The organism is Tuberibacillus sp. Marseille-P3662 (assembly GCF_900178005.1).
In the GTDB taxonomy this organism is placed as follows: domain Bacteria; phylum Bacillota; class Bacilli; order Bacillales; family Sporolactobacillaceae; genus Marseille-P3662.
In genome coordinates, this window is record NZ_FXBS01000006.1 from 1,610,302 (window position 1) to 1,631,698 (window position 21,397).

Below are 21,397 nucleotides of genomic sequence, written 5' to 3' on the forward strand. Positions count from 1 at the left end.
CAGGATGGGACCGTTCCTGATTTTGCATGCAACCGTTCCAAAATGGGCTTGAACCGTTCCAATTTTGCTCCTGACCGTTCCAATTTTGCTTGCAACCGTTCCAAAATTCATATTAACCGTTCCTTTTAATCATTTGACCCTGCATCATATAACTTGTCAAAGGACAGTGTGTAGAAAGTGGTTCTATTTTCACCATCTGAGGGTAAATTCAAATCCTTTAATAACTGCCATGCGACTTTTCGTGAGGTGAGATGAAGAAAATCACGACATTGACGATTCGTTATTTTAGAACCAAAAAGCAAAAAGTAATCTAGCAGCGCTTGCTTATGTGCTTTTTTTGAGACACATTGACATATGGAACAGTACCATTCGCCAAATTTCCGTGTCATTGAATATTTCTTACAAGCTGGACATTGCACACCACAGATAATATTATTGACATCAATTGAATAGGTTTTGAGAATATTCGTATCAACAGGATTATGTTTATTAAGCAACAGAGTCATAATTTTGTTCATATTAGACAGTGTAAGCATTGGCTTAGGATGTATATGATGCAGGGAGAGGATTTTCTCAAGCACTTGTTCAACACGTATGACTTTTTGAAAGCCTTCTTGATTTTCAGGTTTTGCTTTTAATATGGCATGGGCATTGCTGCTTACAACGAGGTAATCTATTGGTAGGTGTACTTGATTCGATTGCATTAGCCTTTCAAGAAGGTGCTTTTGTCTTCTTACTTGTGCCAGGGGATTGAGGTAGGCTCTTTCTTTTTTTGACTTAGTTTGTATGAGTTGGTTAAAGGTGTTATCAAAAAACAAAGTACCAGACATATGTTTTACTTCAATGATCACAGCTAAATGGGAAGAAATGACTAAACTATCGATCTGAAATGAAGTGTTGCTGGTCGTTGGCAACCGGAGGTCGTTAAAAATGTGGAAATCTTTGTCCGGAAGTTCTTGCAAATAATATTGTAACTGATGTTCACCTCTATAACCTGATTCTCGACTTTTCTGGTCTTCTTCAATATCAGACCTCTTATCATGATTAAGAGGCAACCGTCTTAGCAATGCTTGATCCTTGTAAACTCTAAGTGGAATGTCTAATTTTTTGTGAATCAATCAACCACATCCTCACCCAAATGAATTATTATAAAGCTGGGACAAAAGTATATGAGTCAGAGAATCATCCGAACTTGTTTATTAATCAGTTCGGATGATTTGTTTACACTTAAAGAAAGTATAAGTGCAACTAAGGCTTTCGCCATTAAGGCCTGGCGATAAGCCAAGTTTCTTTAAAATAGTCATTCCTGTCATCGCTTCGTCAAAATACTTCGCCTTCCGCGGGCACGGCCTCAGCTAACTTGGTAAAGAAAACCGTTTACCAAGTGGATCTTCGGCTCGTGCTCCTGCATCTTCAAGCCTATTCAGGGAAGCAAGATGCTTCGTCGCAGTCCAAAGAAGCTTATTCTAAGGCGTTCGTGCTGTTCCCGCGGGAGTCTACGCATTTTGACGACGCTTAGACCTTGCTCTCATATCTTATTGTTCGGGAGACTTTACCTCTTTGGAACAGTTTCTACTTCAGGTTGTTGTTCAAAATCGTCTGTGACGGCGCCTTTTGATGAACAGGACACATTATGCGCATATTTTCCAAGGGCACCTTTGGCATACAGCTTAGGTGCTGTCCAATGTTTGCGGCGCTCATCTAATTCGTCTTCTGTTACAGCCATTGTAATTTCCTGTAGATCCGAATCGATAGTCACCTCATCACCTTCTTTGAGTAAGGCAATCGGCCCGCCGACTTGTGCTTCGGGCGCGATATGACCAACGACTAACCCGTGCGTGCCGCCCGAGAATCGACCGTCTGTCAATAGCGCGACTTTCTCGCCAAGCCCTTTCCCTACAAGAATCGATGAAATAGATAACATCTCCGGCATCCCCGGTCCGCCTTTAGGACCTTCATAACGAATAACGAGGACATCGCCTTCGTTAATCTTATTATTGATCACAGCATCTGTCGCTTCCTCTTCTGTATCAAATACGCGAGCCGGCCCCGTATGGCGTTTGACTTTAAGACCCGATACTTTAGCCACAGCCCCTCTTGGCGCTAAATTTCCTTTTAAAACAACGAGTGGGCCAGTTGTTCGATAAGGTTTGTCTAAAGGTAGAATAATATTCTGATCTTCCGGCAAAGCGGACGCTTCCTCAAGGTTTTCAGCAATCGTCTTACCTGTAACCGTCAAGCAATCTCCATGAAGATAGCCGGCTTCATAAAGGTATTTCATGACAGCAGGAACTCCGCCGATATGATATAAATCTTCCATTACATATCTACCGCTTGGTTTCAAATCGGCAATATGCGGCACTTGCTTTTGAATCCGGTCAAAGTCATCAATACTTAAATCGACATTAGCGGAATGCGCAATCGCCAATAAATGGAGAATCGCATTGGTAGATCCGCCTAAAGCCATCACAACGGTAATAGCATTCTCAAAAGCCTTCTTCGTCATAATGTCCTTTGGATAGATGCCTTTTTCTAATAGATGATAAGCCGCTTCACCAGCTTGATTACAATCTATTCGTTTATCTTTAGATTCAGCAGGGTGAGACGAACTCCCCGGCAAACTCATCCCCATCGCTTCTACAGCGGACGCCATGGTATTTGCTGTATACATGCCGCCGCAAGAACCGGCTCCAGGACAGGCATGACACTCAATGCCCTTAAGTTCATCGTCACTGATATCACCGTTATTATGTTTGCCGACACCTTCAAAAACCGAGACAATATCTAGTTTTTCGCCGTCACGAAACCCTGGGGCAATCGAGCCGCCATAGACAAACAAAGCAGGAACTTCTGATCGCGCAACCGCAATCATACACCCAGGAATATTTTTGTCGCATGCACCGATCGCAACAAAGGCATCCATATTTTCAGCCTCAGTTACAGTTTCGATAGAGTCACCGATGACTTCCCGGCTAGGTAACGAAAACCGCATGCCTTCTGTCCCCATAGAAATCCCATCAGATACCGTAATCGTGTTAAAAACAAGCGGAACCCCGCCGGCATCCTTAGCCCCTTGCTTCGCACTCTTCGCTAAATCATCTAAGTGGATATTACATGGCGTCACTTCACTCCATGTACTGCCAATGCCAATCATCGGCTTTTTAAAGTCCTCATCGGTCACCCCAACGGCACGAAGCATCGCCCGATTAGGAGCTCTCTTCTGGTCATCGAAAACTTGACTGCGAACACGTAAATCTTTTTCCATAATCTATTCTTCCTCTCTCTCTTTTATATAACTATAAAACATATTGCAGAATGGTTCAACAAATTTATATGTTCAGATAATTAATTGTAGAATTTTTGAATTAAATGATAGACTATCACCCTTCCTTCGAGAATAATTAAGTTTTTTCACCATACATATCCTCCAAAGTACATCTCAGTCCGTCTTCATATGACGTACGTGGCAATGGCCCCACCCATTTTTCGTATTTTTCTCCATTTAAGATAACGGGTTCTTCGTTCAGATAAAATAACTCGACCACTTCCCGCATATCTGAGTTAAATAGACCTAGTAGCCTAATCATGCTTTTATTAATCGTTGAAACCCGCTTAGTGTAATTTGTGAGAGACCGAATCGTTTGAATAAGTTCCTCACCTGTAATGACACCATATCCGGGAATATTCCAATTCTGTCCATAAGCATGATCATTTAAAGATAAATTAACGATGGCCTTTGCACCATCCGGGGTGAAAATGAATTCTTTGGCTACTTTTTGGCTTCCCACAAAACTTGCCTTATTATTTCTCACAACGTTTTTAAGTGTTACATTCAAAATGGTTCTCTCCGCTTTTGGACCAAAGAAATCCGGAAAATGAGCAAACAGTGCCGGAACACCGGAACGTTTTACTAATCTTTCAACCTCAAGACGAATGTTCCCTTTTTTAGTATGAGGATTCTTTGGACTCATCTCATTTACTATCTGACCTGGACTCCTCCCATAAGCGTAAATATTATCAACAATGGCGAGTTTAGCAGACTCACTTTTTGCCGCATCAACAATATTATTCATCAATTGAGCTAGTTCCTTTTCCCACCGGGCATACGGTATGTTTACCGAATGAAAGATCACATCAACTCCAGAAGCCGCCTTTCGTAAATCCTCTAGTTGAAACACATCACCTGATATTGTAGTCACATTTGGATCCTCACCAAATAACCTTTCTAGTTTATGCTTCGTTCGCGCAAAGGCTTTGACGGGTATACCTCTGCTAGTTAGTTCTTGAACAATTGAATACCCCATTCCCCCTGAAGCTCCTAATACTAACGCTTGATTCATTATTGTGTCCTCCTTATAATTAATTGACCAGTGTTCAATTAATTATAAAAAAATTAACCAATGGTTTTCAGAAGAAAATTCACATGTGCCTGTGCCATATCTTTGACCTCGTCATAACGCTTGATATGTCTACAATAATGAGTAACAAAACCGTGTAAGGACAAAAATATAGACCATATCTCATGGATAGTGATTGGCTTCTCACATAAAGCATTCAGACTTTGAGCGAACTTCGCATACGTTTGATTCGGCCCTTGATTGATAAAATTCCTGACTTCATCATCTTTAATCAAAAACATAATCTCATAATGACTTTGATAAGTGAGACCAAATTCTATAAAGCCTAACAAGACCTGCTTTGCTTTTCGCTTGTTATCCATCTCTAGTTCCATAATGGCATCTAATTTTTGATCTAACATTTGAAAATGGTCTTCAACCAAAGCATAAAATAACTCTGCCTTATTTTGAAAATGATAATAAATGGCGCTATGGCTGCAGTCCAATTCCTTTGCGATTTGCCTCATTGACACATGTTGGTACCCTTTGTTGACAAAGAGATGTCTTGCCGCATCCATAATCATATCTATTGTTAATTCTTGACTTACTGGTCTTCTAGGTGACATGATTTCCTCCTTATTGACCACCGTTCAATAAAATCATATGCTAACCATACTTAATTGTCAACACTCTTAATCCTGATCCATTAACTCTAAAGCCCCCGCGACATCAAATTCACTAGGCTCAATTTCTGTTGGCTTATCTAAGGCAAGCTTGGCAAGTTCAGCGCCTAAATAAGGTCCGCTCGTTAAACCTGAAGCGCCGAGCCCGTTAGCCATGAGCAGGTTTTCATAGTTTGGTATTGGACCGATCACAGGTAGTGACCCAGGTGTAAATGGCCGAAAGCCAACCCTTGTCTCTAACAAAGTACTATGAGCTAAACCCGGCGCAATCGCCAAGGCTTTATCAAAAATTTCATGTAATCCACCCGCAGTTACCCGGTAATCAAATCCGACATGATTTTCATGCGTCGCTCCGACGACCACGCGGCCATCCCCAAATGTAAGTAAATACTGATCATTAGGCGGCATAATCACTGGCCACTTACTTGAATCCATGTCAGGGAGGTCAAGGTGAACAATTTGCGCTTTCTGTGTTGTGACTAATAAATCCATACCTAAGGGGGTCAGCAGCTCTTTTGCCCACGCACCTGCAGTGACAACAACCTTATCAGCATGTAAAGTCCGCCCCTCTACATTGATGCCAGTTATCCGGTTGTCCTCAAAGTCAAGCGTGGCATCTGCGTGAATAAAGGAGGCGCCATGCTTCTTCGCAGCATTGATCAAAGACTGGCGAAGTTTTCTCCCATTGACACGAGCAGCACCACTAACATGAACAGAACCATACTGTTCCGACAGTGGTGGAAACTGCGCCTGTGTTTCATCAGGTGACAGCCGAGTAATCTCGCCCATTTCCGGTGCGTCATCACGTCGTTTTAACGCTCGTTCCACCATCTTATCAAGTTTGGTCTCATCTGTATGAAGACTGATGGCGCCAACACGGTCATAACCTGTGTCCGCTTCACCATCTGCCTCTAGCGCTTTAATCAGGGTCGGATAATACCCCGCACCGCCTTTGGCTAATTTATACCAAGATTTATTTCGACGCTGTGAGAGCCAGGGACAAACAATCCCAGCCGCGGCATCCGTCGCCTGCCCCGGGTCTTCGCGATCAACCACAGTGACGTTAGCTCCTGCTTTAGCAAGATGATAAGCTGTCGACGCTCCAAGAATCCCCGCTCCAACCACAATATAAGTTTGCACTAAAAAAACACCTTTTCCATTTTAATTCTCTACTACTCTATTATTTTACAAAATATTTTGGTGGGACTCAATTGTGGATGAGTATGAAGATAGTTCTTGGATGTCGTGGATAAAATAAAAAGTGGCCTGGCCTCTTTTGCAAAAAAAGAGTGAACGATTAAAATCGGCATCTTCAACAATAACCGGCCGTACCATAACCCCATCCTCCGATCATTAAGTGTCTTTTATACAGTCTTTAAAACAGGTTAGGGGGCTCCACCCATTTGGCAAGCCCCATTATTATCTATAACATTTACATTCAGATCAGCATCACTGTTCAATGTGTCGCTCAAAAAACTCGAGTATCTTCTTATATACTTGAATTTCATTCTCTTTTTTTGAGAACCCATGGCCTTCATCCTCAAGAACAATGTATTCGACGTCTATTCCCTTCTCTTCAAGAGCTGCAACAATTTGATCCGATTCTTGCTTCACCACACGCGGGTCATTAGCCCCCTGTATCACAAGCATCGGGTTCGTCATTGAATCTAAATAAGTGATCGGTGAATCATTGACAAATCGCTCCTTGTCCTTTTCAGGTTCGCCCAACCAAATCTTCATAATGGGTTTCCAATGCTCCGGAACTGAATAATAAAATGACAACAAATCACTTGGACCAAAGATATCGACGACGGCTTTAAATAAATCTGGATGCCGTCCAGCAAGTAGCAAGCTCATATATCCTCCATAGCTGCCGCCAAGAATCAATAACTTATCAGGACTACTATAGCCAGTGTCAAACAGCCACTCGATCCCTTTAACACAATCCAGCCGCGGTCCATGACCCCAGTCACCTTCCACCATTTTCACATACTCAGAACCATACCCTGTACTGCCCCGAAAATTAGGCGCAAATATATGATACCCTTTTGCCAGAATGACTTGGAATAGAGCACGGAACGATTTTCTCTCAGCTGCCTGCGGTCCTCCATGCGGCCAAAAGACAGTATATCCATTGGCGACATCTTCCTTTGCCTTAAAGAATAAAGCTTCAATTGACATGCCATCAAACGATTGATAAGTGACAACGTCGGGATCAACTAAATCCTCTTCCGGAACACCTAGCGCCCGGTTCTCCGTTAATTGTATCCATTCAGTACTGTTATCCTCACATTGAAACAAGTTATGAGGCTTGGTCGCACTTCGGCCTAAGACGTACATGTTGCCAGAATCGGCGACTTGCAGACTTTCAATCACAGCTGTTGGTTGCGAAAGACTTTTATACTTTTGATTGTCAATTCTGAACTCATATAAGCGATCTTCCACACCCTTTTCAGTCACAAGGTAAAGACAGTTCGACGCCTGATGATCAACCAGCTCTTTCATATTTTCATTAGGTAATGTCAAAACTTTATTAAAGGTTTGGTCTTTCAAATGAAATGTCGCTAAATAAGAAAAGTCACTTTCATAATTGGTCAAGAAATAAACGACATCATTGCTTGTATAGACAGCATCAGATACCGTATGCACTTTCGTTGGATCTGGTGTCAGTGAAAACTCATCACCATTAATATGAACATAAGCCTGCTGATACGTATTCGAGAAAGCATTAACAAAAACAAAACTATCCTCTTGTGGACTAACAGACGCTATAAAGTTTGCGGCATCTTGACCGCTTCTGAGTAACTCATCCTCCCCTGTTTTCAAATCGCGCTTTCTAAGATTCAAAAAGTTTGGATTATCTTCACTCGTCACATAATACAGCCGTTCACCATCTTGAGACAGATGGGCATAATAATACTTTTCTTGGTTCTCTCCAGTAATAACCGGCTCCGGTTGTCCGCCATCTGGAGGCAGAGCGTAGATCTGATAATTCTCATCACCGTCATTGTCAAATCCCGTCAATATGTAACGACCTTTTGGATCAAATTTTACAAAATCGCTTGCCTGATCCTCAAAACAGATTTGATAGGGATAAGTATGGGGCAAGTCCATTGCCCAAAGGTTCATTTTTCCATCAAGATTACTATTAAAGACGAGTTTGCTTTCATCTTGACTAACGGCAAAATGACTAATGGTATAGGTTCGAAAATACTGTTCAATATCCCGTTGTTTCGAAAAGTCAATCATAAAACATCCCCCTTTTTTTAATCTTCTATTAATTATATCACAGTTTTAGTCATGGCTTACGATTATGTGACCTCTATTTCGCCGAACCGCACATATCTATTGCAAATACAGCAATGGTTTAGGAAAGATCAGGGGCCATTGTTGATACATCTAACTTTCGTTATAATAACCCTATATAGCTTGAAGGAGTATTCACATAATGAATCCAAAAGAGATGGAAGACAAAATTATCAACAACTACAAGAACGACGAACACATGATGATTCTTGTATTCGCACAATGGTGTATCAATAACGACCTTGATCCAACCGAATTGTACTTAAAGGCATATCCTAACCAATCCGCTAACCAGGCTCTTCAGCAAGCCAATGACTTAACCGTCCCTAAAGAAGAATCTGAACATATCTCAAATGATATGTTGCTCGGCGTCTTATCCCTATTTGGCAACGATGACCTTGCATTTGTTGTAACCGAGTATATTAATAGAGAGGTTACTTAATGGTACACAAAACCCTTGGATGATCGGTCATCCAAGGGTTTTACTATAACGTGCATTAATTATTTTAATGATATGATGTTATACAGCCTTCGCTTTGTTTTTCTTAATCTGCTTACTTCTTAATTGGCCGCAAGCTGCATCAATGTCTGTTCCATGTTCTGTCCGAACACCGCAATTAATACCATTCTTAAGCAGCGTTTCATAGAACTTTAAGATCGATTCCTTATCACTTCGTTCGTACTCATTGTCACCGACCGGATTATAAGGAATTAAGTTAACATATGACAGATGACGTTTATCAGCTAGCAACTTAACCAACTGCTTGGCCTCTTCCTCATGGTCGTTAACATCTTTCAGCAGAATATATTCGAATGTGATTCTGCGATTCGTTTTTTCTAAATAATAATCAACAGCCGGCATTAATTTTTCTAGCGGGAACGCACGATTGATTTTCATCACACGCGTTCTCAACTCATTATTAGGCGCATGCAAGGATAACGCTAGGTTCACTTGCAAATTAGCATCCGCGAATTCGTACATTTTATGGGCAAGACCGCTCGTCGAAACGGTAATATGTCTCGCACCAATGGACAATCCTTTTTGGTCATTAATCACACGTAAGAAAGTCATCATGTTGTCATAGTTATCAAACGGCTCACCAATACCCATAATAACAACGTGACTCACCCGCTCACCTTGTCCCGCCTCATCGAGATGTTTTTGAACGTTCATAATTTGTTCGACAATCTCACCGCCGGACAAATCACGGTTCTTCTTCAATACACCGCTGGCGCAGAAACTGCAGCCAATATTACAGCCGACTTGCGTTGTGACACAAACCGATAATCCGTAATTGAATCGCATTAACACCGTTTCTATTAGATTGCCATCCTGTAATTTGAACAAGAATTTTTTCGTTTCGTCCTCTGATTCTTGCATAATTTCTTTTTCTAGCGTATGAATAACAAAGTTGTCTTCTAATAACTGAAGGCATTCTTGATTAAGATTCGTCATCTCCGAAAAGTTCGTAACGCGCTTCTTATATAACCAATCCCAGACTTGTTTTGCCCGGAATTGCTTCTGCCCTTGCTCCACAAGCCAAGCTGTTAGTTGATCTAATGTTAATCCATAAATGGATGTTTTAGTCATTCGTGACCCTCATTTCAAAACTTTACACTCCTATACTATGTTACTGGAAATGAGCTGATGGTGCAACATCTAGACAGACATCGTACTGACCGGCGACTTGACAAATACTTCACGGGGCAATTTCGTTATAACCTCACAGCCTGTATCAGTCACTCGAATCGTTTCCGATAAGCCCATGGCGAATTCACCAGGAACCAAACCCCAAGGAATTAAATGGAAAACCATGTTAGGCTGAAGACATTGCGTTTCTTTTGGACGAAGACTGAAGGTCCCCTCAAACCATCCTGGAGGAAACGCTATCCCAACCGGGTAAGCTGATTGAGCTAATTGTTGTAGACCTATAGTATTTTTGCCGATGATGTTTCGATTCACAGCATCAACTTCTTCAGCCACAGCACCTGGTTTGATCGCTGCAATGGTTGCTTCGACAGCTTCTTTGATGATTTTCTCTGCTTCCCTTTGGACCAGCGTTGGTTCACCAATGAAACCCGTTCGCATACAAGGAGCATGGTAATGCTGTTGACACCCGGAAGGTTCTAGAAACACGCAATCTCCAACATCAATGGTACGTCCTGACCACTTGGCATGGCCGATAGCCGAACGATGCCCACTAGCAATGTAAGGAGCGTCAGCAGGATAATCACTTCCAGCTTGTATCATAGCATGATGCATCTCGGCAGCGACGAATGTATCCCTAATTCCTGCCCCAGCGGCTTTGATCCCACTCTGTATAGCTATTTCTGTCAATCGTGCCGCTTCTCTAATTTTCATAATCTCTAGGTCTGATTTAATCGCTCTTATCCCCTCAATTAATCCGGAACAGTCCACAAACGTGGCGTCAGAACACACGGCGAATAATTTTTCCTGTTGAGAGATAGAAAAGAACCATGCGTTGCGTTCATACCCTATCTGTTTCTGCTGAAGATTAAATTCCTCAAGGACCTCCCGAGTTCGGATCAACGGATCATCGCCATCCGCATAAGGACGACTCTGCTCAATCCAACTGAAATTCTGCACACCGGTATTCTCAAGAATGCGTGTAACGATAAAAGGTTCAGCCTCTAATGGTATAAATAATGCCTGAAAACTTGTATAGCCGGTTGTTTCAAATCCAGTTAAATAAAAAACATTCTCTGGACTCGAAACCATCATAACGTCAATACCTCGTTGCTCCATATTTCTGCGAACCTCAGATAATCTATATTCATATTCAGGTATTGGAAAAGGCAAATCATGTCTTTGTTTCACAGTCATCCAACCTCCTATAGGTCACTTACCATTTTTTAAAATGCTTAGATTAAGTTTATTAGTGGCACCAGCTATTGACTATTGGTCAATCTGTCATAAAAAACGGCTATTAGTTTCTTACAATTTTGATGATTGTGTTTTGTGCGACAAAGGATTATAGTTAAAAAACGACTATACATGGAATTAAGGAGAGGATGAAAAAGTGAATCCGACATATGATGCCATCATCATCGGAATGGGGATTATGGGCAGCGCTGCCGCCTATCATCTTACAAAACGCGGCCAACATGTCCTCGGGATTGATCAGTTCAATCCCCCGCATACATTAGGTTCCTCGCATGGTCATACCCGAATTACAAGGCAAGCCTATCTTGAAGGGGCTTCTTATGTCCCAATGGCACAAAGATCCCACGAGTTGTGGCGGGAATTAGAAAAAAAGACAGGTAAAACATTGCTTGCTGAAATTGGTGGACTCAATATTGGTCCTGAAAACTGTCAAATTGTCAAAGGCACTGTGGAGAGTGCCGACTGTTACGGCTTGCCTTATGAGATATTAAACGCTCATGAAGTCCAAAAACGTTTTCCGGCTTTTCAACTCGATACCGAAGAAGTCGGCGTCTATGAAACCATTGCCGGCGCCGTTTTTCCTGAAGAAAGTATCCGGGCCCATCTTGATATAGCAAGTCAACATGGGCTTGATATCCGAACCAATGAACGGGTCATTGAATGGTCAGTCAAAAATGATCGCGTCACAGTCCATACTGAAAAAGGCTGTTATCAATCGGAGACCTTAATTCTTTCTGCCGGCGCTTGGAGCCCACAACTATTTGGATTCGACATCCCTTTGGAAGTGGAGCGCAAAGTACCTGTTTGGTTTCAGCCGGATCAGCCGTCTGACTTATTTAAGCCCGGTGACTTCCCATCGTTTGTATGGCACTGTACTGATGAATATAACATTTATGGATTGCCTGGTTTTCATGGAGAAGGTGTTAAAGTCGGCTTTCATCAAGGCGGACTCAAAGGAGAAGCGGATCAACTGTCCCGGCAGGCATCATGGAATGAAACAGAAGATGTCCGCCGCACTGTTGCCAGTCGATTCCCACGTTTGAATACACAAAATATCTCTTACGAAACATGCTTATATACAAACACACCAGACGGCCATTTTGTTTTAGGGTACCATCCTAAATACCAAAATGTTGTGACAGCTGGCGGATTTTCCGGACACGGCTTTAAATTCGGCAGTGTCGTTGGTGAAATCTTGGCTGACCTTGCAATAAAAGGTCAAACTAACTATGACATATCTTTATTCAACCCGAACCGGTTTAGTAGCGACGGAACCGAATGATGGAATGCAGCTGACAATATTCACAGCATTCCATCATCGTCACGAAAAAACTTGTGGATTGATGCTCCAAAGGCTGTTTTCGTAAACTTTTTTGCTATTTCAGAGAAGGGGTTCACTTCCGCTCCAGGATGCGCGCTTTCCACGGGGCGGATAGAAAACTATGATAACGGTCTTACGTACCTTAATGACACATAATTTTCATCCGGGGCATTTGAATAGGCCGCCTGTTCAGAATGGTGTTTAAAACCCCTAGCTTCATAGAAAGGTATGCCTTTATCATTACCTTTCTGCACTGAAACCCATTGTTCCTCAGCACCCTTTTTCATTTGCACCTCTGTTATGTCGTTTAAAAGTTGCGTACCGATCCCTTCTCCGCGGCGATGCGGATCTAAGTATAGAACATATATCTCACTTCTGTTATGACCCGTCATCCCGCCACCTATGGCCCCGACGACCTCGCCTTGATCTAACGCAACAAAATAACCATCCCAGCCTTCTGTTTCATTTAACTCTTGATATATACGATCATGGTTATAGAATGTTCTGTTATTCCGCAGGATATTTGCTTCACTTCTAATACCTTTATATGTATCTAAGCAGCCCTCAGAACATACTCTAGCAATGCCGGGCACATGTTCTGAAGAGCCTCTTCTAACTTCAATCAATCAAATCTCCTCCCTTCTAAGACTCTAAGCATACGTTACTAAGCCAAGTTCAACACATAAAAGACGATCCCAACAATCATCACAACACCTACGGCTAAACCGCCCATCAGTCCGATCAGACTCGTTTTCAATGTATAACCTTTAAAATCCGCTTGTGACGTCGAATGATCTACTTTTCTTATGTGTATGTATAGTCCTATATTCATCAATATTATTATAAATAGAATCATCAGCAGCATAAAACGGCTGTCCATCTCCATAACAACATCCGTTGAGCCGCGAGACCAGTAGGCCTCCATCAAAAATACTCCACTTAAAATAAAGTCCGAAATGAACCCCATACGATGCTGCTTTCTCCATTCACGACCCATCTTTTGTTTTTCATAGATCGCGACTTGTTCAAAAATGGGAATGAGTGATTGCGTTGACTCTCCTTTAAGCAATCTTACTAATGATTGCACCAATACAATAATGGCTAGTGCAACAAACATTTGCACCATCGTGACCCTAAGCATAGTAAAAAGCGTTAAAACTATTGTTAAGAGAGCGATGAGCAAACCGTTTGTGATCATCACTTGTTTGATTCTCATACTTTTTAATGTCTTCGGATCCACTAATAATCCCCTCCCTTTGAAATGGCGGCTTAAAGACAGCTAGGATGATCATCTTGTGTTGACATCCTCGGGTGGTGGAAGATATTTTGTAAAATAAGCGCCCACGAATAATAACATCATCGTTGAGAACCAGCTGGTCGCTCCTAAAACATCAAACCAGTAAGCTAAGATATTAATAATGGCAATGAGGAAAAAACAAGCAGATGTTAAAAGACTTTTAAAACCTGTCACACCTTCCTTCTTTCTTCTTTTATGGATGATGTACGGAGCAACCAAAAGAGCGCCTATACTCAAAATAGTGATAATAGAACCAAACAATGGGTACACCACCTTTCAATGATTGAGCGCCAATTTTTTAGATCCTCTATTTCATTCCCAAGCATTATAATGAAACGAAAAAGATTGCCGTAAATACTCGAGATACTTTTGTGCTTGTTGATCAAGATCCGCTTCGGTGACCATTAAGTCCTCGAAAGTCTTAAATAAGGGCAAAGACTTAGTTCTAATAAAATTACAGGTCGCATAAAAAGGCGCCATGATCTGTTCAATCGTATGTCGATGATGGCCATCAAACCGGTAATCTTCCGGTGTAAAGCCGGAACTGATCGCAACGCCAAATGCTTTACCTCGAAGCGCATAACGTCCTTTAAATGCCCAGCCACGTTCTAATACGTCATCAAACCATTTCTTTAAAAGAGGCGGATAACTATACCAATAGTTAGGAAATTGGAAAATCGTGCGATCATGATCTTCTAAAAGCCGCTGTTCGTATTGAACATCGATGCTTTCATCAGGATATTCACGATATAATTCATGAACGGTGATATCAGGTTGGTTAATTATGGCCTGCTTTAAATGGGCGTTGATCCGGGATTGATTAATGTCCGGGTGTGCAATGATGACTAACGTTTTCAATGTAGAACCCTCCCTTTGATATGATTAATCTAATCTTGGCGCAATGCACCCGCAACGTCATAGTCCTCTAGATGAAGCTCAGTCGACTCGCCCAACGCTAGCTTAGCAAGCTCTGAACCTAAATAGGGACCGCTTGTTAAACCTGAGGCACCAAGACCATTGGCAACTAGCAACCCCTCCGTATCTGGTACTGGCCCAAAGACCGGCAAAGAGCTTGGTGTAAACGGTCTGAACCCAACTTTGGTTTCAACATATGTACTCGACGCTAAATCCGGAGCTACATTAAGCGCTTTATCGATGATGTCATGAATGCTGCCCATAGTTACACGGGCATCATCGTGAATAGGATCCTCTTGAGTTGCACCGACAACGATTTTTCCGTTTCCAAATGTGAGCATGTATTGATTATAAGGGGCCATGACAACCGGCCAGGAGCTCGTGTCTGTATCCGGCATTTGCAGGTGGACAATTTGCGCTTTTTGTGACGTCACTTGAAAATTCATACCTAGGGGTTCCAGCAGCTTTTTGGCCCATGCCCCGCCAGTCACAATCACTTGATCAGCAGAGATAGTCTCTCCATTCACGGTCACTCCTGTGATTTTCAAAGCTTCATATACAAGCGATGCATCTCCATATATAAAAGTGGCTCCGTTCCTTTCAGCACCACGAATCAGGGCGTTTCGTAAAGCGCCTCCATTGACACGAGCCGCCCCACTGATGTGAACCGCCCCATATGCTTCCGATAACGGCGGAAACAACGCCTTGGTCTCAGCAGATGATAGTTTTGTGACGCCTCCCATTTCAGGCGTATCTTCCTGGCGTTCTTGGGCGAGCGCTACCTTCTTATCGAGTCTTTCTTCTTTTGAAAAAATATTAATTGCCCCGACTCTGGCATATCCTGTCTCGGTCTCCCCATTGGCTTCTAATTCCTCAATAAGTGTTGAGTAATACTTGGCTCCTGCTTTAACTAATCGGTACCAGGCATTATTGCGACGATGGGTCAGCCACGGGCATACAATGCCGGCCGCCGCATTTGTGGCCTGCCCAGGATCCTGCCGATCGACCAGTGTTACCTCTGCCCCTTGCTTGGCTAGGTGATACGCTGTCGATGCACCAAGAATGCCTGCTCCAATGACGATATACTTCATATTTAGCACCTTTTCCAATCAGTCTATTTTTATCTTGGTTCTTATACTAGTCTATCCAATGACTCATTGATCAAAAAGCTGAGAACACCCGCTTAATGGTGTCTCAGCCTTTAATAGATCGTTATTCACTGTCAGATGATTGATCTTCACTATGTAAAGATTCATCTTCATTCACATGATCATCCTGTGAATCGGACTCATTTGACGTTGCCTGACTTTCATCTTGAGCATCCGTCCCAGCTGCAACTTGATCATTTCCTTGAGGAAATGGGGTGACATTGCCCCGGGCCACAAACGACTCTAGCATTGATTTAATATCCATACCTGTAGACTCTTTTAAACTTTCTTGGAGTCCCAGCATCGTTTTCGTTACATTATTTGTGATTTTAGAGGAACCGCTGCTTGAGCTGGATGAATCCCCCATATCAATCACTTTCATCTCTTCAATTTGGGACAGTGGTTGCGCAATTTCGCGAGCATACTTAGGCAGCATCTCAATAAACATCTCAAGAATAGCCGCTTCCCCGTATTTTTCCATCGCTTCAGCCATAAGCTCTTTCGCTTCTGCATCCGCTCGACCTCGTTCACGCACAACTTCGGCTTCAGCAAGACCTTTTTCTTTTTCAATGGCCGCCTTGGTTTCACCATCAATCCGATCTTTTTCAGCCTCGGCTTCGGACCTCGCTTTGATATCGTAGGCATCAGCATCTGCTTGTGCTTTACGGCGTTTTTGCTCTTCCTCTTCCAGAGAAACTTGACGTTGACTTTCAATGTATTTGACTTTCATTTCTTCTTCTTTCACTTCTTGATTCAGTCGCGCTTGTTCTAAATTATAGGCCGATTCAGACTTTGCTCTGGCTGCTTCAACTTCGGCTTTGTATTCCGCCTCTTTGACATCTTTTTCATTTTTAGATTTGGCGATTTCGGTTTGCCGTCTAATTTCATCTTCTTCTGCTTCTTGTGATGTCTTCGCTTTGTGCATTCTTGTCTCACGAGCAGCATTGGCTTCAGCGATATCAGCATCTTTCTGTGCTTCGGCAATGCGCGGCCGGCCAATGGCTTCAAGATAGCCGCTTTCTTCATCATCATCTTTGATTTCTTTTAAAGCAAAGGACGTGATTTCAAAGCCTAAATTTTGTAGATCTTGTTCAGCAATCCCCTTCACTTTTTGGTTGACGGAATTAAAGTCTTTATAGATCTCATCAACCGTTAAAGCTGAAATAATCGCCCTTAAATGACCTTCTAGGACTTCTTTCAGTTCTCGTTCTTTTTCGTTTTGACTTTTACCTAAAAACTTTTCGGCGTAGTTAGCAACGATCTCAAGTTTACTGCCAATGCTAATTTCCGCAACACTTTGCGCGCGGATCGGAACACCTTCCGAAGTATACGCTTTCGGTGATTCGATTTCTAACTGAAAGGACGTTAGATCGATCGGCGTACTGGTTTGGAACATTTTCAAACGGATCCCGCCGCCGCGAATGATTTTCATACTTCTGCCATTATCATCGACAAATATACGATTATCCTCTTCCGGCTGACCCAGCTTTGGTCCCGTAATAATCAAGGCTTGGTTCGAGCTGGCGGTTTTATAACGTAATTTAAAAATGAGAAAACCAATACCGCCAACAATTAAAGCAATAAAGACGAGAACGCCCAGCACAATCAGCCAAATAAATTCCATCATCGAATCATCACCCTAGAATGAAAACTTAAATCCGAAAAAATAAATACCTTCCCCCTTTGTTTGATGTCTAATCATACATACGACTCAAATCCGAAAAAGTTGCACATATTGTCAAACTCATACAAAAAATATCATATTATACTTTGAATTGATAGAGATTACCCTGATAAAGTAGAATACTCATATAAAATTCTTTTCGAAAGGCTATTTTGTAAAAGATTGGTGCTTTTGCACAAAATCTATAACATGCGTCGTCATATACCGCGTCACTCAGCGAGCGCGTAGTGTATTTTCGGACCGTGAACCTCCCCATCCCCGAAAAGCAATTTTTGCTTTTTGGGGTGGATTGATGTGGGTAGGATCAGCGTTGTCACAGGACGTGACGCATTTAGCTGATCATCCTTTGCCCTGCGGGGTCTCACTTTGGCCACTAGTCCCGCAGGAGTCTCCGTGTATTTCCTCGCTAGTATTGTGCTTAACCACTTTATAAAAGTGATTTTGCTTAATTAAATACAAGGCGTTGATTGGAGTGAAGGGCCGTCGACTCCGGCGGGAAAAGCAACAGCTGAAGACCCCGCAGGAAGTGGTTTTCTTCCGAGGAGGCTGAAGCGTTGCCCGCGGAAAGCGACTGCCCGGAACGGAAATCAACGGAGCTGCCATTTCGTATTTTGGTTCAACCATGAGGTTGAAAGCAACAAAATTTACGAAAACAGCCTTTAGAAATTTGAAACCTATTGGTATGCTATGTTGTATATAGATATAAAGGCATTTTTCATTGGAGTCGATTAACGTGAAAGCTATTTTTACTTTTTTCCTATACGGATTCATTGCATTCCCTCTATGGATTCTGACTTGGCTATTTGCTTTCTTTGCTTTTCAGGCTTCTTTTGGCCTCTCCTTTTTATGGGCGACAGGTATTGTTGTGATAGCCATGGGTTCACTTATATGGCGCAGGAAACACAACTTGCTCAAACGTCATCAAATCACCAACAAAGACTATCGCTATATTCAAAGCCATTTAAAAGAAGCCCACGATAAAATGAAACGTTTAAACAAAACACTTCTGGGTGTTCGTTCTTTTCGTGCTGCTAGGCAAATTGGCAAGCTTCAGCAAATGGTCAGCAGAATCTATCGTATTGTCAAGAAAGAACCGAAACGCTTCTTTGTAGCAGAACGTTTCTTCTTTTATTATTTAGATTCTATTGTCGAATTATCCGAAAGATATACCTTTTTAACCCGTCAGAACGTCAAAGAACCTGACGTCCGTGAATCTTTAGCAGAAACGGAACGGACCCTTGCAGACCTCTCGAACTCAATTGAAATGGAGCTACGATCGATATTGTCAGATGATATTGATGAGCTCAATATTGAACTCGATGTCGCCAAACATTCGATAGATCGTGAGAAAAAGGCTTTTCCTAAAGGAAGGAGTTAAGTATATGAGTGATCAAGTGGAACAACCCGTGACGAATGAATTCATGAATGACAACACATTATCAGACGAACAACGCCAAAAAGCCCATGAGCTTGCCACCCAAATGCATTCATCAGATCAGCAGACAATCATTCAATTCGGGACAGAGGCGCAATCAAATCTGTCAAACTTCTCCCACTCAATGGTGGATCATATCCAGAAGAAGGATACAGGACCCATTGGTGATATTCTAAGTGAACTGATGCAAAAATTGGAGCAGGTTAACCCAGAAGAATTACAGCCGAAAAAGAAAAACTTCGTCGCACGCTTATTTAATAAAATGTCAAGTTCCATTAATGAAACGTTATCTAAATACCAAAAGATCGGTGCCCAGATTGATAAAATCAGCGTCAGACTCGAACATCAAAAAGAGACCTTGCTGTCAGACATTGATCGTCTTGAACAACTATTCCAACAAAACAAAGACTACTTTGATACATTAAATGTCTATATTGCCGCCGGTGACATCAAACTTGAAGACATTAGAAACAATGAAATCCCCGCACTCAAGGAAAAAGCCGAGCAATCAAACGATCAAATGGCTTATCAAGAACTCAATGATATCACCCAATTTGCCGATCGACTTGAAAAGCGGATTCACGATTTAAAACTGAGTCGAACCATCACGATTCAAAGTGCACCGCAAATCCGCATGATTCAGAATGTGAACCATACACTGATTGAAAAAATACAGTCGTCAATATTAACGACCATTCCTTTATGGAAAAACCAAATTGCGCTTGCCTTAACCTTGTTTCGACAGAAGAAAGCAGTCGAGACTCAGAAACAAGTGAGCCAAACAACGAATGATCTGCTACTGAAGAATAGCGAAATGTTAAAGACAAACAGCATTGAGACGGCACAGGAAAACGAGCGCGGTCTTGTTGATATTGAAACGTTGAAGCAGACACAAGCCGATCTCATATCTACTTTAGAAGAAACCCTTAACATTCAAAGCGAAGGCCGTAATAAACGTCAACAAGCTGAGCAAGAACTGGTTCAAATGGAAGACGAATTAAAACAAAAGCTGTTGGACGTTAAAAATAACTAATAACATGCTCACTAAAAAATGCTCGTCGGACGGGCTTTTTTTAGTGAGCATGGCATCCGGAAACGCTGAAACCATATCAGTCCTCTTCCCTGAGATGACCGTTCCATTCGAAACAAAATCATGACTAAATATATATGATAGTAAAAGTAAAGCTAGTCAAACATGGGGCATCCCATGTTTGACTAGCTATCTTTCAATTAGTATAACGTTTTGACCGCATCTTTTTCATAAGGGACGAGTTCCTCTGCCTGACCAGCACGTATCTTAGCCACCCATGCCGGGTCAATCAACAATGACCGGCCGATTGCGACGAGATCAAATTCATCGTTGTCTAGCCTTTTCATTAACCCGTCAAGACTTGTGGTATTTGCACCTTTTCCACTGGTAAATTCGCCATCAAGGCCGACTGAACCAACAGTAATCGTCGGCTTACCTGTTAATTGCTTCGTCCAACCTGCGAGGTTAAGACTGGACGCCTCAAATTCGGCTTCCCAAAAGCGACGTGTTGAGCAATGGAAGACATCAACGCCTGCTTCTACCAACGGAGCTAGGAACCGAGAGAGTTGATCTGGATGATCAGCCAGCTTTGCTTTATAATCACTCATCTTCCATTGGGAGAAACGAAATATAATCGGGAAGTCAGAGCCCACTGCTTGCCGGCACGCCTCGATGATTTCTACCGCAAAGCGGGTACGCCCTTGTATATCACCGCCATAACGGTCAGAGCGTTGATTCGTTTTTTCCCAAAAGAATTGGTCAATTAAATAACCATGTGCACCATGAATTTCTATGCCATCAAAACCGATTCGCTTCGCGTCGGAAGCAGCTTGAGCATAAGCATCAATGACTTGAGCGATCTCAGACTCTGTCATGGGATCCGTCACTTTTTCACCTGACAAGTTGAGGCCTGAGGGGCCAATCGGCAGCGCTTCAGCATTGGGTAGATCCCCGATTTGCCGGGTCAAACCAACATGCCAAAGCTGCGGCACGATTTTCCCTCCTGCTTCATGAACCTGTTTGACAACTTGGGACCAACCATCCAGTGCCTTTTCCCCATGGAAGCGCGGTATGCTTGAGCCTGAGACAGCTGCAGGGTGATTAATCGCCGTCCCTTCTGTTACAATCAATCCTACGTCATTTTCCGCCCGGCGACGATAATAGGCGGCAACGTCAGAACCGGGCACGCCCTCAGGCGAAAAGCCCCGGGTCATGGGCGCCATAACTGTACGATTAGGAAGAGAAAGGTTCCCAATCGAGAAAGGCTGCAACAACGGATCTACCGATGAGTCATGAGAATGGATTTGAGTATTATTCAAGCTATATCCTCCTACAA

Annotated in this window: 19 protein-coding genes; 4 read left to right on the top strand and 15 right to left on the bottom strand. The window is 42.5% G+C overall.

All coding sequences use genetic code 11. The annotated features are described in order from the left end of the window. Positions 1 to 125 precede the first annotated feature (125 nt). The 6 genes from B9Y89_RS16695 to B9Y89_RS16720 all read right to left on the bottom strand — a co-directional run bounded on the left by B9Y89_RS16695 (position 126) and on the right by B9Y89_RS16720 (position 8,269). On the bottom strand, positions 126 to 1,118 hold the full coding sequence (locus tag B9Y89_RS16695; RefSeq protein WP_085524318.1) for a nuclease-related domain-containing protein: 993 nt from the start codon (positions 1,116 to 1,118) through the stop codon (positions 126 to 128). A 434-nt stretch (positions 1,119 to 1,552) separates the two neighbouring features. Beyond that, positions 1,553 to 3,265, bottom strand: a complete 1,713-nt coding sequence (gene ilvD, locus B9Y89_RS16700; RefSeq protein WP_085524319.1) for a dihydroxy-acid dehydratase — start codon at positions 3,263 to 3,265, stop codon at positions 1,553 to 1,555. A gap of 136 nt (positions 3,266 to 3,401) precedes the next feature. Further along, entirely contained in the window at positions 3,402 to 4,340 is a 939-nt protein-coding gene (locus B9Y89_RS16705; protein WP_085524320.1) for an SDR family NAD(P)-dependent oxidoreductase, read from the bottom strand. Between the two features lie 53 nt (positions 4,341 to 4,393). Continuing rightward, a complete protein-coding gene (locus B9Y89_RS16710; RefSeq protein WP_085524321.1) occupies positions 4,394 to 4,963 on the bottom strand; it encodes a TetR/AcrR family transcriptional regulator in 570 nt (189 codons plus the stop codon). 66 nt (positions 4,964 to 5,029) lie between these two features. Continuing rightward, positions 5,030 to 6,160, bottom strand: coding sequence for an NAD(P)/FAD-dependent oxidoreductase (locus B9Y89_RS16715; protein ID WP_085524322.1), 1,131 nt, complete (start codon positions 6,158 to 6,160; stop codon positions 5,030 to 5,032). A gap of 309 nt (positions 6,161 to 6,469) precedes the next feature. Beyond that, positions 6,470 to 8,269, bottom strand: a complete 1,800-nt coding sequence (locus tag B9Y89_RS16720) for a S9 family peptidase (RefSeq protein WP_085524323.1) — start codon at positions 8,267 to 8,269, stop codon at positions 6,470 to 6,472. A gap of 199 nt (positions 8,270 to 8,468) precedes the next feature. On the opposite strand from B9Y89_RS16720, the gene B9Y89_RS16725 reads away from it, so the two are divergent. After that, positions 8,469 to 8,768 (top strand): hypothetical protein, encoded by a 300-nt coding sequence (locus B9Y89_RS16725; RefSeq protein WP_085524324.1) that lies wholly within the window; start codon positions 8,469 to 8,471, stop codon positions 8,766 to 8,768. 78 nt (positions 8,769 to 8,846) lie between these two features. Here B9Y89_RS16725 and rlmN read toward each other — a convergent pair whose 3' ends face one another. Together rlmN and B9Y89_RS16735 are read right to left on the bottom strand one after the other, a co-directional pair. Continuing rightward, positions 8,847 to 9,917, bottom strand: a complete 1,071-nt coding sequence (gene rlmN, locus B9Y89_RS16730; protein WP_085524325.1) for a dual-specificity RNA methyltransferase RlmN — start codon at positions 9,915 to 9,917, stop codon at positions 8,847 to 8,849. A 69-nt stretch (positions 9,918 to 9,986) separates the two neighbouring features. After that, positions 9,987 to 11,165: a M24 family metallopeptidase gene (locus B9Y89_RS16735; RefSeq protein ID WP_176222269.1), complete on the bottom strand. Its 1,179-nt coding sequence runs from the start codon at positions 11,163 to 11,165 to the stop codon at positions 9,987 to 9,989. Between the two features lie 202 nt (positions 11,166 to 11,367). Here B9Y89_RS16735 and solA point away from each other — a divergent pair, with 202 nt between their 5' ends. Continuing rightward, positions 11,368 to 12,513: an N-methyl-L-tryptophan oxidase gene (solA, locus tag B9Y89_RS16740; RefSeq protein WP_217807191.1), complete on the top strand. Its 1,146-nt coding sequence runs from the start codon at positions 11,368 to 11,370 to the stop codon at positions 12,511 to 12,513. A 158-nt stretch (positions 12,514 to 12,671) separates the two neighbouring features. Here the strand turns inward: solA and B9Y89_RS16745 are convergent, their stop codons facing one another. From B9Y89_RS16745 to B9Y89_RS16770, 6 genes are all read right to left on the bottom strand, one after another. After that, entirely contained in the window at positions 12,672 to 13,178 is a 507-nt protein-coding gene (locus B9Y89_RS16745; protein WP_085524327.1) for a GNAT family N-acetyltransferase, read from the bottom strand. A gap of 38 nt (positions 13,179 to 13,216) precedes the next feature. Next, a complete protein-coding gene (locus B9Y89_RS16750) occupies positions 13,217 to 13,792 on the bottom strand; it encodes a hypothetical protein (protein ID WP_085524328.1) in 576 nt (191 codons plus the stop codon). 48 nt (positions 13,793 to 13,840) lie between these two features. Further along, complete coding sequence (locus tag B9Y89_RS16755; RefSeq protein WP_085524329.1) at positions 13,841 to 14,110, bottom strand: hypothetical protein; 270 nt, start codon at positions 14,108 to 14,110, stop codon at positions 13,841 to 13,843. Between the two features lie 51 nt (positions 14,111 to 14,161). Then, entirely contained in the window at positions 14,162 to 14,707 is a 546-nt protein-coding gene (locus B9Y89_RS16760; protein WP_085524330.1) for an NAD(P)H-dependent oxidoreductase, read from the bottom strand. 29 nt (positions 14,708 to 14,736) lie between these two features. Further along, a complete protein-coding gene (locus B9Y89_RS16765) occupies positions 14,737 to 15,855 on the bottom strand; it encodes an NAD(P)/FAD-dependent oxidoreductase (protein WP_085524331.1) in 1,119 nt (372 codons plus the stop codon). A gap of 121 nt (positions 15,856 to 15,976) precedes the next feature. Further along, positions 15,977 to 17,539 carry a flotillin family protein gene (locus B9Y89_RS16770; protein ID WP_085524332.1) on the bottom strand — a complete coding sequence of 521 codons (1,563 nt, stop codon included), beginning with the start codon at positions 17,537 to 17,539 and terminating at the stop codon, positions 15,977 to 15,979. Positions 17,540 to 18,329: 790 nt separating this feature from the next. On the opposite strand from B9Y89_RS16770, the gene B9Y89_RS16775 reads away from it, so the two are divergent. Together B9Y89_RS16775 and B9Y89_RS16780 are read left to right on the top strand one after the other, a co-directional pair. Then, positions 18,330 to 18,974, top strand: a complete 645-nt coding sequence (locus B9Y89_RS16775; RefSeq protein ID WP_085524333.1) for a 5-bromo-4-chloroindolyl phosphate hydrolysis family protein — start codon at positions 18,330 to 18,332, stop codon at positions 18,972 to 18,974. Positions 18,975 to 18,978: 4 nt separating this feature from the next. Next, positions 18,979 to 20,064 carry a toxic anion resistance protein gene (locus tag B9Y89_RS16780; RefSeq protein ID WP_085524334.1) on the top strand — a complete coding sequence of 362 codons (1,086 nt, stop codon included), beginning with the start codon at positions 18,979 to 18,981 and terminating at the stop codon, positions 20,062 to 20,064. A gap of 197 nt (positions 20,065 to 20,261) precedes the next feature. Here the strand turns inward: B9Y89_RS16780 and B9Y89_RS16785 are convergent, their stop codons facing one another. Further along, complete coding sequence (locus B9Y89_RS16785) at positions 20,262 to 21,380, bottom strand: NADH:flavin oxidoreductase (RefSeq protein WP_085524335.1); 1,119 nt, start codon at positions 21,378 to 21,380, stop codon at positions 20,262 to 20,264. Positions 21,381 to 21,397 lie beyond the last annotated feature (17 nt).